The following is a 14,395-nucleotide window of genomic DNA, read 5'->3' on the forward strand; positions in this document are numbered from 1 at the left end:
AAGGTTACGTTTCAGCCGCGCGCGCCCTCTTGCGCATTGATGCGGCGCAATAGCGCGCGCCGCCCCCACATGCCGTGCCGCTTGTTACCTCGGCGTCAGCGCGCGTCCAGGTCCGCGTCGGCCTTGGTCAGCCGGTTGCGGTAGGTCGCGGCGCGCATCAGCAGCATGGCCGTCACGGGCGAGGACACGACCAGCAGCAGCGTGATGATGACCTCGTGAAAGACCGGCCGCGCCGACAGCGCCGAGAACACCAGGATGGACGCCATCAGCACGCAGCCGCAGCCCATTGTGTTGCCGAGCGTCGGCGCGTGGATGCGGGCCTGGAAGGTGCGAAAGCGCAGCAGGCCGGCCGAGCCGGTGACGGCAAGCAGGCCGCCCAGCACCAGCAGGATGGCGGCCGGAATGCTGGCCCACAGCGGGATCTGGGCGTCGATCATGGCTCGATCACCTCGCCGCGCAGCAGGAACCGGGCCATCGCGGTGGAGCCGACGAAGCCGAACAGCGCGATCAGCAGCGCGATGTCGAAATAGACGGACGTGCCCGACCGGATGCCGAACACGAGCATCGTCAGCATGCCGTTGATATACAGCGTGTCCAGGGCCAGGACGCGGTCCTGGGCGGTGGGCCCGCGCAAGAGGCGGATGGCGGCGAACACCATGCCCAGCGCAAAGCAGAGCAAGGCAAAGGACGCCGCCCAATACAGTACGGTGTTCATTCAAACATCTCCATCAACGGGCGCTCGTAGCGCTCCTGCACCAGCTTGACCCATTCGCCCTCGTTCTGCAGGTCCAGCACGTGCAGCTTCAGGCTGTGGTCGTCGGTCAGGTCCACCCAGACGGTGCCGGGCGTGTAGGTGACGATGCAGGCAAGCATCGCCAGGCCATGCGGGTCCCGCATGGTCAGCGGGATCATGATGAACCCGGGCGAAAAGACATTGGGGCGCGGATTCAGGATCAGCCGAGCCACCGCGATATTGGACTTGATGATGTCCACCGTGACATGCAGGAACAGCGGCACCACCTTCCACAGGCGGCGCGGCCGCGCATGCAGCGGACGCAGGCGCGAAGCGGCCCAGGTGAACCACAGCGCCAGCGCGAGGCCCAGCGCGATCTGGCCCGCGGAGATGCTTTCGTTGAGCACCAGCCACAGGACAAACAGCAGGCACGGCAGGATCAGGAAGTAGAGACGGCGCATCAGCTTCCTCCCTTGGCGCCGCGCACGGTCTGCGCGGACATGACGGCATCGATGTACGACCGGGGCTGGTCCAGCGAGCGCGCCGCGTCGTCCAGGTAGGCCGACACCGGACCCGCGCCAGCGGCCAGGCCCACGCACAGCAGCAGCAGCACGGCCACCGGACCCGCCTCGATCACGCGCAGGCGCGGGGTGCTGCGGTCATCGCTGGCCCAGAACACGCGGATGCCGGTGCGGCTCAGGCCGATCAGGCCGGCCAGGCCCGACACCAGCACCGCGGCCACCAGCAGCCATGCGTCCAGCGGCGGGGCGGATTCGGTCGCGGCCGACACGGCCGCCGACAGCAGCGAGAACTTGGCGACAAAGCCCGACAAGGGCGGCAGGCCCGTCACGAGCAAGGCGCAGCTGATGAAGGCCAGGCCCAGGAACGCCATGGCGGCAGGAATGGCCACGCCCACCACATCGTCGGAGCGGTTGACCGAGGCGGGGTCGTCCAGGTCGAAGGCATCCAGCGTCACGGCCAGCACATTGGCGCCGAAACTGCGGGTGCGTTCGATCAGTTCGGCCAGCAGGAAGAACGCACCCGTCGTCAGCACCGAGCTGATCAGGTAGAACAGCGCCGGGCCGGTCAGCGTGACGCCGGGCATGCCCAGCGCGGTCAAGAGCGTGCCGGCGGACACGATCACGCAGTAGCCGACCATCTTTTCCAATTGCTGGGTGGCCAGCAGGCCCAGGGCGCCGAACAGCAGCGTCGCGAGCCCGGCCGCGAACATCCAGTCCAGGCTGAACGCCGCGGGCGCGCCCGAAGGCAGCAGCAGCGAACCGATGCGCAGCAGCGCGTAGATGCCGACCTTGGTCATGATGGAGAACATGGCCGCGACCGGCGCGCCCGCCGAGCCATATCCCTTGACCAGCCAGAAGTTCAGCGGCCAGGCGCCCGCCTTCACCAGGAACGCTACGCCCAGGATGGCCGCGCCGGCTTCGAACAGCATGCGGTCGGCGCCGGCCAGGTTGCCGGCGCGCAGGGCAAGGTCCGCCATGTTCAGCGTGCCCGTCACGCCGTAGATCAACGCAATGCTGATCAGCAGCAGGAACGACGCCACCAGGTTCACCGCAATGTACTGCAGGCCCGCGCTGACGCGCGCCACGCCCGAGCCGTGCAGCAGCAGGCCGTAGGACGCCGCCAGCAGCACCTCGAAGAAGACGAACAGGTTGAACAGGTCGCCGGTGAGGAAGGCGCCGTTCAGGCCCATCAGCAGGAACTGGAACAGCGAATGGAAATGCACGCCCGCGCGGTCCCAGCGGGCCAGCGCATAGACCAGCGTGGCCAGGCCCAGCACCGAGGTCAGGGTCAGCATGACGGCGGCCAGGCGGTCGACGACCAGCACGATGCCGAACGGCGCCGGCCAGTCGCCCACCAGGTAGACCCCTACCCCGTCCGGCCAGACCCCCGGCACGCCGCCGCCAGCCACCACCAGCAGGGCAATGGCGGCCGCCAGTTGGGCCGTCGTGGACACGAGCGCGATCCCGCCGCGCGCATAGCGGCTGGTATCGGCCAGCAGCAGCATCGCCGCGCCCGCGACCAGCGGGATGATGATGGGCAATACAGGAAGATGTTGAAGCCAGAAACTCAAGATTGGGACTCCCGTCCATCAACGTGGTCGGTACCCGTGAGGCCACGCGAGGCCAGCAGCACAACCAGGAACAGCGCCGTGGTGGCAAAGCCGATCACGATGGCCGTCAGCACCAGCGCCTGCGGCAGCGGATCCGCATACCAGGAAGGATCATGCGCCATGGCGGGATCCACGACCGGCGGACGGCCGGACGTGAGCCGGCCCATGCCGAAGATGAAGAGGTTCACCGCATAGGAGACCAGCGACAGGCCCATGATGAACTGGAACGTCCGGGGCCGCAGCAGCAGCCAGACGCCCGAGCCCGCCAAGACGCCAATCGCGACGGCGTAAATCAATTCCATCAGGCTTCCCCTGTTTGAGCGGCGGCCGCCTGGATTTCGACGGCGGCCTTGCGTTGCGCGCGCAGCGATTGGTGAGCGAGCGCCACCAGCACCAGCACGGTGGAACCCACGACCAGCATGTACACGCCCAGATCGAACAGCAGCACGCTGGACAGGTGCACATGGCCGATCAGGGGCAGCGCGACGTCCCAGGCCAGCGAGGCCAGGAACGGCTTGTAGGCCAGCCACGCGGTCACCGCCGCGCTGCCGGCGAACAGCAGGCCGATCCCGATCCAGTTCTGCGGGTTGAGGCGGCTGCGCGACTCCACCCAGTACACGCCGCCCACCATGTATTGCAGGATGACGGCGGTGGCGAAGATCAGGCCGCCGACGAACCCGCCGCCCGGCTGGTTATGGCCGCGCAGCAGGAAGTACACCGAGATCAGCGCGGCCGTGGGCAGCAGCAGGCGCACCAGCACGGTCGGCACCATCATCGAGCCGGAGGGCACCAGCGTCTTGATGTCCGGCGCGGGCGGCACGCCGCCGTCCTGTTCTATTTGCTGGCGCGGCAGGTCCGCGCTTTCCGCCGCGGGCCGGAAGCGGCGCAGCAGCGCATAGACCGTCAGGGCCACGATGCCCAGCACCGTGATTTCGCCGAACGTATCAAAGCCGCGGAAGTCCACCAGTATCACGTTGACCACGTTGGTGCCGCCGCCATCGGGCAGCGCGCGGTCCACGAAGTAAGAGGAGATGGTCGATCCTTGCGGCCGCACCAGCACCGCATAGGCCAGCGCGGCCATGCCGGTGCCGGCGGCCGTGGCCATCAGCAGGTCGCGCAGGCGGCGGCCGCGGGCGAGCAGCGTGACCTTGAGGCTTTCCTCGTCGTCCTGGGCGATCCGCCGCGGCAGCCAGCGCAGGCCCAGCAGCAGGAGCACCAGGGTCACCACTTCAACGGAAAGCTGCGTCAGCGCCAGGTCGGGCGCCGAGAACCACACGAAGGTCAGGCAGGTGATCAGGCCCGCGCCGCCGGCCAGCGCCAGGGACGCCAGGCGGTGGTACTTGGCTTGGTAGGCCGCGGCCAGCGCGCAGGTTCCGCCGACCAGCCACAACAGGGCAAACACCGGATCGACGGGGGTCATGCCGCCAGCGCCGTCCAGCCAGCCGCCGGCGCGCAGCGGCAGCCAGGCGACGAACAAGGTGCCCAGCACGATCAGCAGCATCTGCACCTGCAGGCGCGAAGACGCCAGCCAGCGCAACAGCCAACTGGACGCGACGCTGGAGCCGTCCAGCAGCGCCTCGAAGGAGCGGCGGCCGTCCAGGCGGTAAATGAATGGCACGCGGCCCGGATTGGCGCGCTGGTGCGCGCGCAGCGCCAGGTACAGCAGCACGCCGGCCGTCGTGGCGACAAGACTCATCACTAGCGGCAGATTCACCCCGTGCCAGACGGCCAGGCTGTATTCGGGCATGTCCTCGCCCAGGATGCTGTAGGCCGCGGTGGCCAGGAAGGGACCGACGGTCAGGCTGGGCACCACACCCACCAGCAGGCACATGAACACCAGCAGCGCGCTGGGCAGCAGCATCCAGCGCGGCGGCTCATGCGGCGCGCGCGGCAGGTCGGTGGCCGGGGGGCCGAAGAAGACCTGCAAGATGAAGCGCAGCGAATAGGCCACGCTGAACGCGCCCGCGATGGTGGCCAGCAGCGGCAGGCCGATCTGCGTGAGGCGGTCGCCGCTGACGAAAGTGGTCTCGGCGAAGAACATTTCCTTGGACAGGAAGCCGTTCAACAGCGGCACGCCGGCCATCGATGCCGCGGCCACCATGGCCAGCGTGGCGGTGATGGGCATGGCCTTGTACAGCCCGGACAGCCGGCTCAGGTCGCGGGTGCCGGTTTCGTGGTCGACCACGCCCGCCGCCATGAAGAGCGAGGCCTTGAAGGTGGCGTGGTTCATCATGTGGAAGATGGCGGCCACCAGCGCCAGGGTGCTGTTCAGCCCCAGCAGCAGCGTGATCAGGCCCAGGTGGCTGATCGTGGAATAGGCCAGCACCCCCTTCATGTCCTGCTGGAAGATGGCCGCGTACGCGCCCAGCACCAGCGTGATCAGCCCTGCTCCGCCGATGATCCAGAACCATTCGTCGGTGCCGGACAGCACCGGCCAGAAGCGCGCCAGCAGGAACACGCCCGCCTTCACCATGGTCGCCGAATGCAGGTAGGCCGACACCGGGGTGGGCGCGGCCATGGCGTTGGGCAGCCAGAAATGGAACGGGAACTGCGCGCTTTTGGTCAGCGCGCCCAGCGCCACCAGCACCAGCACCGCCGGATACCAGGGGTCGGCGCGGACCAGGTCGCCCGAGGCCAGCACGCGGTCCATGTCATAGCTGCCGACGATATGGCCCAGGATGAGCACGCCGGCCAGCAGGCACAGCCCGCCCCCGCCCGTGACCGTCAGCGCCATGCGCGCGCCGCGACGGGCGTCCAGGCGGTGGTGCCAATAGGCGATCAGCATGAAGGACGCCAGGCTGGTCATTTCCCAGAACAGCACCAGCTGGATCAGGTTGCCCGACAGCACCACGCCGAGCATGGCGGCCATGAAGGCCTGGAAGAACGAGAAAAAGCGCGGCACCGGGTCTTCCGGCGACATGTAGTAGCGGGCATACAGCACCACCAGGGCGCCCATGCCGGAAACGATCAGCGCGAAGAGCCAAGCGTAGCCGTCCATGCGCAGCGTGAACTGCAGGCCCAGGGCCGGCGCCCAGGGCATATCGGCCCGGATCACGCCGCCGTTGGCGACTTCCGGATAGAGGCTGGCTATCAGAACCACACAGGCCAGCGCGATAAGGCCCGCCAACCAGGCCTCGGCATTGCGGGCGTTGGAAGGCAGCAGCGCGGCGCACAGGCTGCCGGCAAACGGCAGAGCGAGGATCAGGATCAGCGACATGGCGTTCCGAGAATGTCCGGGCCCCCTCCCGCCAGCGCAAGGCAGCGAGAGACGAAACAGACCGGGGATTGAAAAACGGACGGAACCCTGGCCCGGTGCGTCGCTGCACTACACGTTGCCCCTCGGGGACATCAACCAACGCCATTGAACGGCGCAGACAGAAACAAACGCAATAGTTTTCTTGCAAGACCGGCCAAGAATCTCATACGAAAAATATCAGATTCTCGTAAGTTATGCAGAGATTTATGCATGAACCCAGCTAATGACGGCAAGATGACTGCGCAATGATTGCGCAATCGCGGGTGTTCGATAGGCGTTCATCTTCTTGTCAGGCAGTCTATTTCGCCGAACTCACGCCATTTCCCGCCAACTATCCGTCACTTAAAAAAATATTTTCCGATGGGGAAGCAGGGACAATCCCGAGTTGACCGTAGGGGATTTCCTGTGTGGAATTGCGCCCACGAAGCGTTGGCCTCGCCAGTATCCCGGCAAAGCGCGCTTCACCGACGCCGGCCCAAGAAGCCGGCCGGGTCGGAACAACAATATGGAGAAGACTCTTGACCGTGCTGTCTCATGCAAAGGCCATCCTGGCCGCCGCCATCGCAGGCGTCTGCTTTAGTTCCGTCGCGCAAGCCGCCGACGCCTATCCCAACAAGCCTATCCGCCTGATCGTGCCTTTTGCCGCCGGCGGCACCACCGACATCGTCGCGCGCATCGTCGCCGAGGGCCTGGGCCGCGAGCTCGGCCAGCCCGTCGTCGTCGAGAACCGCGGCGGCGGCGGCGGCTCGATCGGCGCCGACGCCCTGGTGCGCTCGCCCAACGACGGCTATACGCTGGGCGTGGCCACCGTCAGCACCATGGCCACCAATCCGGCCACCAATCCCAAGAACCCCTACAACCCGCTCAAGGACTTCACGCCCATCACCAACCTGGTGAACGTGCCGAACGTGCTGACGGTGAACCCGGCCGTGCCCGCCAAGTCGCTGGCGGAATTCATCACGCTGCTGAAGAACAACCCCGGCAAGTACAGCTACGCCTCGTCGGGCGCGGGCGGCATCGGTCACCTGGACGGCGAGCTGTTCAAGTCGCTGACCAAGACCGACATGGTGCACGTGCCCTACCGCGGTTCGGGCCCGGCGCTCAACGACACGATCGCCGGCCAGGTCAACGCGCAGTTCGACAACCTGCCCTCGTCCATGCCCCACATCCAGGCCGGCAAGCTGCGCGCCCTGGCCGTGGCCGCCCCCAAGCGCCTGCCCGCCCTGCCGGACGTGCCCACCTTCTCCGAAGGCGGCCTGCCCGAAATGGACAACATGGCCTGGTACGGACTGGTGGCCCCTGCCGGCACGCCGCAAGCCGTGGTGGACCGCGTGCGCGACGCCGCCGTCAAGGCGCTGAAGGATCCGAAGATCGCCCAGCGCCTGGCCGACGGCGGTTCGCTGGTGGACGGCAATACGCCCGCCGAGTACGCCGCCCAGATCAAGCGTGAACTGGAGCTGCGCCAGCGCATCGCCAAGGAACGCAACATCGTGTCGACGAACTGACCTCGGCGGACAGGCGGGCGGCTTCCCCCGGGGAGCGCCCGCCCTGCGGCCGGCCCGCTTGACTGCAATCGCCCGGGTGGTAGCATCTGCCCCCGTGCGATCCGATTTTTCTCCCCTTCCCTGCGCCACTTGCGCCCTCTGCGCCCTGCGTTCAACGCTGTTGAGCTCGCAGGAAGTCGCCGCGCGTTCCGCCTACGCGCGCTCCAAGCCCGGCTAATCGCCCGGCCTTCCCCCCGCTGACTCTTTCATCCGGCCCGTTGCCGGCTGCTTGCGCACATTCGCGCCGCGCAGCCCGATACCGGCCGGTGGACGCCCTGCCGCGTGGCCGGGCTCCGCGCCCAGTCTCGTTTCCGCACGCCCCGACGGCTTGCGGCCAGGCCACGCACTGTTTCTTCTCAAGCGCCATGCAACTCACCAAGAAATTCGTCAAAGCCAAGAACCCCTGCGCGGGCGGCTACAAATGGTTCATCCGCGACCACAACGGCCAGGGGGACTACCAGGCCGTGCTTGACGCCCTGGTCGCCGACGGCCGCGTCGGCGATGCCTGCTGGCTGCTGGACCAGTTCGGCCCGACGGACGCGGTGCTCAGGCTGGACGCCGTCGACGCCAGCGCCATCGTGTTCGCGGGCACGCTGGAAGTGCGCATGGGCATCAACGTGGACACGGTGGTGCGGGCGGGCCGCGGCATCGTCACGGGCGGCGGCATCCGCGCGGGCGAGACCATCATGGCCGGAGAGAACATCAGCGCGGGCGCCAATATCGCCAGCGGCGGCAACCTGCGGGCCGGCGGCGACGTGATGGCGGACTGGGGCATCGAAACCGCCACGCGCCTGGATTGCGGCGGCAACGTCCGCGCCAAGTGGGACATCTGCGCGGGGCAGGACCTGGCCGTGACCGGCCACCTGCATGCCGGCCAGGACGTGCGCGCGCAAGGCGCGATCAAGTGCGGACAAGGCATCAAGGCCGGCGGCGACGTGCAGGCGGAAAAGGAAATCAATGCCGCCTGCGGCATCCAGGCGGGCGGCTCGATCCGGGCCGGCGACCATCTGGCCGCCGGCTGGGGGTTGATTGCTGGCGAAGACATCCGCGCCGAAGGATCGATCCGGGCCGGCGAAGGCGCGCAGGCCGAAGGCCTCATCGAGGCGGGCGCCGGCCATGGCATCTATGCCGGCCTGAGCGTCCGGCTGGACGCCTGGTCCGTGTGCGCGCGGGTCGTCGCGCAGGCGCGCCCGGCCCAGCTGGTCAGCGGGCATTGGGCGGGACAGGACGATGCCGACCAGGAAGGCGCGACCCCGGCCGGACAGTCCTGGCACGGCTGGTTCGACGGCAACGCCGGGACCTCCGGCCATCCGGCCGCCCGCGAAGCCGCGGGCAGCCGGAAGCGGGGATAAGACGGCTAGGCCGCCTGCCTGCGCGCCGCCGCCGCCGGATTGCGCAGCACCAGCATCAGTCCCAGCAGAATCGCGGCCATCCCGGCCAGGCTCAGCGCGGACAGCCGGTTGCCCAGGATCAGATAGTCCAGCGCGGCCGTGCCGGCAGGCACCAGGTAGAACAGGCTGGTCACGTTGACCAGGTTGCCGGCCTGGATCATCCGATAGAACAGCAGGGTCGCGCCCACCGATATCACGAGCCCCATCCAGACCAGGGGCACGATGAATCCCAGGCCCCATTCCACGCGGATGGGCTGGAACGGCGCGAACAGCAGGCACAGCGCCAGGCTGACCGCATATTGCAGGGGCATCACGTCCATTGGCGCCTGCGCGATGCGCTTTTGCAGGATGGCGCCGGCCGTCATGCTGGCCAGCGCGGCAAAGGCGAACGCGATTCCCGCCACGGAAAACCGCGCCAGCGCGATGCTCTGGTAAACCACCATCACCAGCCCGCACAGGGCCAGCAGCAGCCCGGCCAGGCGCGCCGGCGGATAGCGGCGCTCCATCAGCGCCAGCGTCAGGATGGGCTGGGCGCCCAGCAGCGTGGCGAGCACGCCCGGGGTGACGCCGTGGTCCAGCGCCAGCAGGTAGCAGATGGAATAGCTGCCGATCAGCAGCGCGCCCGTGGCAGCCACCGTCTTGCGTGTGCCCGGCGCGGGCAGCCCGCGCCCGCGCCGCGCGCAGATCAGCAGCAGCACGGACAAGGCCAGGACGAAGCGCAGCAGCAGGAAGCCAAACGCCGAGGCATGCGACAGCCCCCATTTGGCAAAAATCGCGCCGCCGCTCCACAGCAGCACGAACAAGGTTGTGGACGCATAGGCGGTCCACGCGGTTCTATCGAAAGACATGAAGGTTTCACCTGTCGAGGTTGAACAGGCTCCGGCCCGGCGCGCGCATGCATCGTCCGCGCGGAACGCAACGCGGAAGGCGTCATGCGTCAGGCGCAACTACGCGTAGAGAGGGGCTGGAGTCGGGAAGGCGGCGGTCAGGCCAGGACGACCGCCGCGGGCGGATATGCGCCCGAGACGGCGCCGCGGACGACGCCCGAAGGCGGCGAGACTGGCGGCGACGCCACCGTGGAGACGACAGGAGAAACAACCGGGGAAAAAACCGAATGCGGGGACATCACGCGCGCGCCCGCGCCGGCTGCAAAAGCAGCGCGGGCAAGATGAGCGGAAGGCGTGAATTCAGGCATGCGCGTAGCCTACCGGCCGCAAGCGGCAGCGTCAAGCGGCCGCATGGCGGTCCGCCCGCCCTACCCGCCGATCCTGCGCTGCTCCACGCCCATGTCCCGCCACGCCTCGCCGTGGCACGTGAACATCAGGATCTGGTGCCGCGTCGCCGCGTCGAACAGCGCGCGCTTCATGAAGTCGCGCCGGGCGTCGTCGGTGTGGACCAGCGCGTCGTCCAGCAGCAGCAAGGTGGGACGGCCGGCTTCGCGCAGCAGGTCCGCGTAGGCGAAGCGGGCCAGGATGCCGAGCTGCTCGCGAGTGCCGAAGCTGAGCGCATCCAGCAGGTCTTCGCCGTCGCCGCGGCGCAGCGCCGTGGGCAGGAGCGCGTCGTCCAGGCGCAGCGCGGCCTCGGGAAACAGCAGAGCCAGGTAATGGTTGAGGCGGCGCGCCAGCGGGGCCTGCAGACGCTGCGTGGCGGCGGCGCGCTTGTCGGTCAGCAGTTTCAGCAGCAGTTCCAGCGCGGCGGCGCGGCGCGCGAACTCGTCGCGGCGGCGCTCCAGGCGTTCGCACGCGGCGTCCGCCTCCGACAGGCGTTCGCCCAGGCCCTGCGCGCCCGCCTGGTCCAGCTTGCCTTGCAGCTGCAGGATCTCTCCGTGGCGCTTGTGCTGGGCATCGCGGTCGATGGCGGCGGACTTCTCAAACCGCTGGACGTCCTGTTCCGCGAGTTCGGGCCGATGCCCGGCCAGCGCCGCCTGCGCCTCGCGCACGCGCCGCTCCAGTTCGTCGTGGCCGCTGCGCACCTCGGCGAGCCGGCCGGCGCGGGCTTGCCGCTGCGCCATGCGTTCGGGCGATTGCAATTCGGCGCCGCGCGCCGTCGCCTGCCCTTGCAGCAATTGCGCGCGGGCGCCGTCGGCGTCCAGCGCGCGCTGCGCAGCGGCGAGCGCGCGCTCGGCCTGGGCGGCGACGGCCTCGGCCTCGCGCAGCGCCTGGGTGGCGGCGGGCAGATCGTCGTCGCCCGTTTCCGGCGAGGCAGGCAACTGGGCCAGACGCTGCTGCAGCTGGGCCTGGCGCGCCAGGGCCTCGTCGCGCTGGCCGCGCAAGGCATCCACGCCCCTGGGCGCATGGATGCCCAGCGTCTTGCGCATGCCATCCAGTTCGCGCAGCAGGGAGGTATAGCGCGCGTGGCGTTGTTCGGCCTCGGCCAGCGCTTCCACGCCCGCGCGCTTGAGCAGAACGGCGTAGGCCGCCTGGGCCTGCTCCAGGTCTCGTTTCAATGCGGGCAGATCCTGTCCGCCCGGCTCGATGCGAAACCGCCCCACTCCCGGCAGGTCCAGTTCGGCGGCCGCCGTGAGCAGGACCTCATCGGCGCCGGTAAGCGTCCTGCCGTCCAGCAGCGCTTGCCGGCCGGCGTCCAGCCGGTAGCTCAGGCGCGTGGCGATGGCCTGCTGCTGCAGCTGCAGATTGCCCAGTTCGCGTCCGGCCTTGCGCAAGGCTTCGATGTCCGCATCGGCAATCTCCAGGCGCACGGCCTCGGACTTCAGGGTGGACCCTTGTTCGATCAGGGCAGTAACTTCCTTCAGGGCGTCGTCCAGGCGTTCGATCTCGGGGCTCAGTTGCGCCAGCTGGCGATCCAGGTCGCGCCGGTCGGCCACGGTCTGCACCGACGCCACGCGCAGGCGCGCGGCGTCGACGGCGGCGGCATGCGTCTGCCCCTGCTGCTGCGCGCGCGCCAGGGCCCCTTGCGCGGCTTCCAGGCGCATGCCGGCGGCGCGCGCCTCTTGCGCCAGCGCCTGATGCTCGGCTTCGTCCTGCTGGTCGCGCCGGACCTGGTCTTGCAGCAAGGCCAGGGTCTGGGCGGCCTGTGCCTGCTCGCGGCACAGGCCGTCATAGGCCTCGCGTTCCTTCGCCAGGGCGGCCAGCCGGGCGCGGGCCTCGGCGGCCTTGGCCTCGAAGTCCTTCCAGGGTTCGGCGGCCTGGGCCCGTTCGTGCTCGCGCCGCAGGTCCGCCAGCCGGTCCACGTCGGCATTGAGCTGCGCCATGGCCTGCGCGCAATCGTCGCGTTCCGCCGTGGCTCGCGCCAGCGCATCCTCGGCCTCTTTGTAGGCGCCCTTGGGGCGGCCGTTGCGCGCGTCCAGCAGCGCGCCGCGCTCCGCGGACACGCGCTCGAACAGGCGGTCGCCGTCGCTGGAAGCCAGTTCGCCCGAGAGCTGCGTGAGCGCATCGCGCAAATGCGGCCCGGCGAAACCCGCGGCCTCCTGCAGGTTATGGCCGTCGCCCTGCTGAATCCACAGCAGGCCCGGGATGCCGGCCAGGTCCGGCTTGCTCTGCCCGCGCCCGGGCAGCTCGAAGCCCAGCAGCGCGGCCAGCGCGTTCTCGGCCTCTTCGCCGTCCAGCCGCTGCGCGCCGTCGTCGATCAGCAGCTCGCAGCGGGCGCGCGAGAGGAATTGTTTTTTCAGCACATAGCTGTGGCCGGCATGCGTGAACGCCAGCTCGACGCTGGGGCGCGCGCCGGACTCGCCGCGCGGGGCCAGGTCCGCCACCTTGCTGGTGCTGTAGCGTTCCAGGAACGCCGCCCGTATGGCGGCGGCCACGGTGCTCTTGCCTGCCTCGTTCGGGCCGACGAACAGGTTCAGGCCGTCTTGCAGGCCGTCCAGCGTCAGGGGCTGGCGGAACTTGCGGAATTCTTCCAGGGCGATGCGCGAGAGCTTCATTTCGCGGCTCCCGTCGCGACGCTTTCGCGCTGGAACCGCAGCAGCAGCCGCAAGGCCTCCCCCGCCACGGCGGACTGTTCGGCATCGGCCTGCAATGCCTGCAGTTGCGCCGCCACTTCGCCCACGTAGCCGCTGGCGCGCAGCTCGGCCAGGTCGGCCTCGTCGGGCTCCAGGCGCAGGCCGGACAAATCCGGCAGCAAGGCGCGCACCTGCGCGGCGGCTAAATCGACGGCGCGTTGCAGCGCGTCCCAGGTTTCCATGTTGACGTGGCCCTGCACGTCCAGGCGCAGGACGTCCTCGGCGCGAAGCGCCGCCATGCGTTCGGCCAGCGCCTGCGCATCGGTGGGCAGGCTGAGCGTTTCAGACCAGGCCGACCAGCGGTACTTGCCGGTCGCCACGCGCTCCACGACGGGCGCCGCGCCCGGCGCGCCAATGCGCACGTCCAGCACATAGCCCGGCTCGTTGCCCCGAAAGCGGTCCTGCTCGGGCGTGCCGGCATACCAGGTGCGGTCGTCGATGGACAGGCAGCCGTGCCAATCGCCCAGCGCCAGATAGTCCAGGCGCGCGCGCGCCGCGCGGTCCGGCGCAATGGGGTTGGTGGCGTCGATGGCGTCGGGCAGGCGGCCCGCGACGCTGCCATGCGCCAGGCCCACGCGCACGCGGCCGGGCTCCGTTTCCAGCGCGTCGAAGGCCTGGGTGACGTCGTCGTAGGTATGGCGTTGCGTCAGCGGCGCGGCAAGCACCGCAAGGTTGATCGCCGCCAGGTCCACCACGCCCGTGCGCAGCGGCACATGGACGCTGGCGGGAATGCAGCCCAGCTGCATGGCGCGGCTCCAGACGCTGTCGGCCAGCGCGGCGTCGTGGTTGCCGGCGATCATCACCCATGGCCCGGCATAGCCGGCCATGGCGGCAAACAGCCGGCGGATGCTGCGGTCCGACACGCCTTGCGTATCGAACACGTCTCCGGCCACCAGCACGGCGTCCACGCGGCGCTCCGCGGCCAGCGCGGCGATCCGCGCCACGACATCGAAGCGCGCCTCGGCCAGCATGGCGGCGTCGTCAGTTTCAAATTGGCCGTACTGCCGGCCGATCTGCCAGTCGGCAGTATGCAGAAAATGGGTCATGCGGCGATTTTGGCATAGAGCGCGATGGATCGCGGCGCCGAACCCACTTCTTCTGCCGGTGTCTGACACCCGGGGAGACGGGTTTCAGTTCGAGCCGATGTCTCAGGGGTGTCAGACACCTGATCTCTGCCGGTGTCTGACACCCGGGGAGACGGGTTTCAGTTCGAGCCGATGTCTCAGGGGTGTCAGACACCTGATCTGGCGCTTCTTCTGCCGGTGTCTGACACCCGGGGAGACGGGCTTCAGTTCGAGCCGATGTCTCAGGGGTGTCAGACACCTGATCCACCTGATCCGCTCAATGGTGTCAGACACCGGATCTGTGTCAGACACCTG

General features: G+C 68.9%; 11 protein-coding genes. 2 read left to right on the forward strand and 9 right to left on the reverse strand.

The window, feature by feature from the left end; genetic code table 11:
- Positions 1-95 precede the first annotated feature (95 nt).
- From mnhG to ACFWP0_RS05185, 6 genes are read right to left on the reverse strand one after another with little or no spacing between them, the layout of a single operon-like run.
- The gene (mnhG, locus tag ACFWP0_RS05160) at positions 96-437 is read right to left on the reverse strand and encodes a monovalent cation/H(+) antiporter subunit G (protein ID WP_377840175.1); all 342 of its coding nucleotides are present in this window, start codon (positions 435-437) and stop codon (positions 96-98) included.
- Complete coding sequence (locus ACFWP0_RS05165) at positions 434-715, reverse strand: K+/H+ antiporter subunit F (RefSeq protein ID WP_377840177.1); 282 nt, start codon at positions 713-715, stop codon at positions 434-436. The genes mnhG and ACFWP0_RS05165 overlap by 4 nt, the downstream gene beginning before the upstream one ends.
- On the reverse strand, positions 712-1,194 hold the full coding sequence (locus ACFWP0_RS05170) for a Na+/H+ antiporter subunit E (protein ID WP_377840179.1): 483 nt from the start codon (positions 1,192-1,194) through the stop codon (positions 712-714). Before ACFWP0_RS05170 ends, ACFWP0_RS05165 begins: the two co-directional genes overlap by 4 nt.
- Positions 1,194-2,825 (reverse strand): monovalent cation/H+ antiporter subunit D, encoded by a 1,632-nt coding sequence (locus ACFWP0_RS05175; RefSeq protein WP_377840180.1) that lies wholly within the window; start codon positions 2,823-2,825, stop codon positions 1,194-1,196. Before ACFWP0_RS05175 ends, ACFWP0_RS05170 begins: the two co-directional genes overlap by 1 nt.
- Positions 2,822-3,166, reverse strand: a complete 345-nt coding sequence (locus ACFWP0_RS05180; protein WP_006227452.1) for a Na+/H+ antiporter subunit C — start codon at positions 3,164-3,166, stop codon at positions 2,822-2,824. The genes ACFWP0_RS05175 and ACFWP0_RS05180 overlap by 4 nt, the downstream gene beginning before the upstream one ends.
- On the reverse strand, positions 3,166-6,081 hold the full coding sequence (locus ACFWP0_RS05185) for a monovalent cation/H+ antiporter subunit A (protein ID WP_377840182.1): 2,916 nt from the start codon (positions 6,079-6,081) through the stop codon (positions 3,166-3,168). The genes ACFWP0_RS05180 and ACFWP0_RS05185 overlap by 1 nt, the downstream gene beginning before the upstream one ends.
- Before the next feature lie 557 nt (positions 6,082-6,638).
- On the opposite strand from ACFWP0_RS05185, the gene ACFWP0_RS05190 reads away from it, so the two are divergent.
- Both ACFWP0_RS05190 and ACFWP0_RS05195 read left to right on the forward strand, forming a co-directional pair.
- Entirely contained in the window at positions 6,639-7,625 is a 987-nt protein-coding gene (locus ACFWP0_RS05190; RefSeq protein ID WP_377840184.1) for a Bug family tripartite tricarboxylate transporter substrate binding protein, read from the forward strand.
- 404 nt (positions 7,626-8,029) lie between these two features.
- A complete protein-coding gene (locus ACFWP0_RS05195) occupies positions 8,030-9,016 on the forward strand; it encodes a hypothetical protein (protein ID WP_377840185.1) in 987 nt (328 codons plus the stop codon).
- Between the two features lie 5 nt (positions 9,017-9,021).
- Here ACFWP0_RS05195 and ACFWP0_RS05200 read toward each other — a convergent pair whose 3' ends face one another.
- From ACFWP0_RS05200 to ACFWP0_RS05210, 3 genes are all read right to left on the reverse strand, one after another.
- Positions 9,022-9,903 carry a DMT family transporter gene (locus ACFWP0_RS05200; protein ID WP_377840187.1) on the reverse strand — a complete coding sequence of 294 codons (882 nt, stop codon included), beginning with the start codon at positions 9,901-9,903 and terminating at the stop codon, positions 9,022-9,024.
- Positions 9,904-10,310: 407 nt separating this feature from the next.
- Complete coding sequence (locus tag ACFWP0_RS05205; protein WP_377840188.1) at positions 10,311-12,938, reverse strand: AAA family ATPase; 2,628 nt, start codon at positions 12,936-12,938, stop codon at positions 10,311-10,313.
- On the reverse strand, positions 12,935-14,062 hold the full coding sequence (locus tag ACFWP0_RS05210; protein ID WP_377840190.1) for an exonuclease SbcCD subunit D: 1,128 nt from the start codon (positions 14,060-14,062) through the stop codon (positions 12,935-12,937). The genes ACFWP0_RS05205 and ACFWP0_RS05210 overlap by 4 nt, the downstream gene beginning before the upstream one ends.
- Between the last annotated feature and the right edge of the window lie 333 nt (positions 14,063-14,395).

The sequence above is a fragment of the Achromobacter sp. NPDC058515 genome, from assembly GCF_042721735.1.
Taxonomy (GTDB): Bacteria; Pseudomonadota; Gammaproteobacteria; order Burkholderiales; family Burkholderiaceae_B; genus Achromobacter.

What these genes read in the sequence shown, in the direction of transcription:
- mnhG (WP_377840175.1), bottom strand. Translation starts at nt 437, where the DNA reads ATGATCGACGCCCAGATCCCGCTGTGGGCCAGCATTCCGGCCGCCATC.
- ACFWP0_RS05165 (WP_377840177.1), bottom strand. Translation starts at nt 715, where the DNA reads ATGAACACCGTACTGTATTGGGCGGCGTCCTTTGCCTTGCTCTGCTTT.
- ACFWP0_RS05170 (WP_377840179.1), bottom strand. Translation starts at nt 1,194, where the DNA reads ATGCGCCGTCTCTACTTCCTGATCCTGCCGTGCCTGCTGTTTGTCCTG.
- ACFWP0_RS05180 (WP_006227452.1), bottom strand. Translation starts at nt 3,166, where the DNA reads ATGGAATTGATTTACGCCGTCGCGATTGGCGTCTTGGCGGGCTCGGGC.
- ACFWP0_RS05185 (WP_377840182.1), bottom strand. Translation starts at nt 6,081, where the DNA reads ATGTCGCTGATCCTGATCCTCGCTCTGCCGTTTGCCGGCAGCCTGTGC.
- ACFWP0_RS05195 (WP_377840185.1), top strand. Translation starts at nt 8,030, where the DNA reads ATGCAACTCACCAAGAAATTCGTCAAAGCCAAGAACCCCTGCGCGGGC.
- ACFWP0_RS05200 (WP_377840187.1), bottom strand. Translation starts at nt 9,903, where the DNA reads ATGTCTTTCGATAGAACCGCGTGGACCGCCTATGCGTCCACAACCTTG.
- ACFWP0_RS05205 (WP_377840188.1), bottom strand. Translation starts at nt 12,938, where the DNA reads ATGAAGCTCTCGCGCATCGCCCTGGAAGAATTCCGCAAGTTCCGCCAG.
- ACFWP0_RS05210 (WP_377840190.1), bottom strand. Translation starts at nt 14,062, where the DNA reads ATGACCCATTTTCTGCATACTGCCGACTGGCAGATCGGCCGGCAGTAC.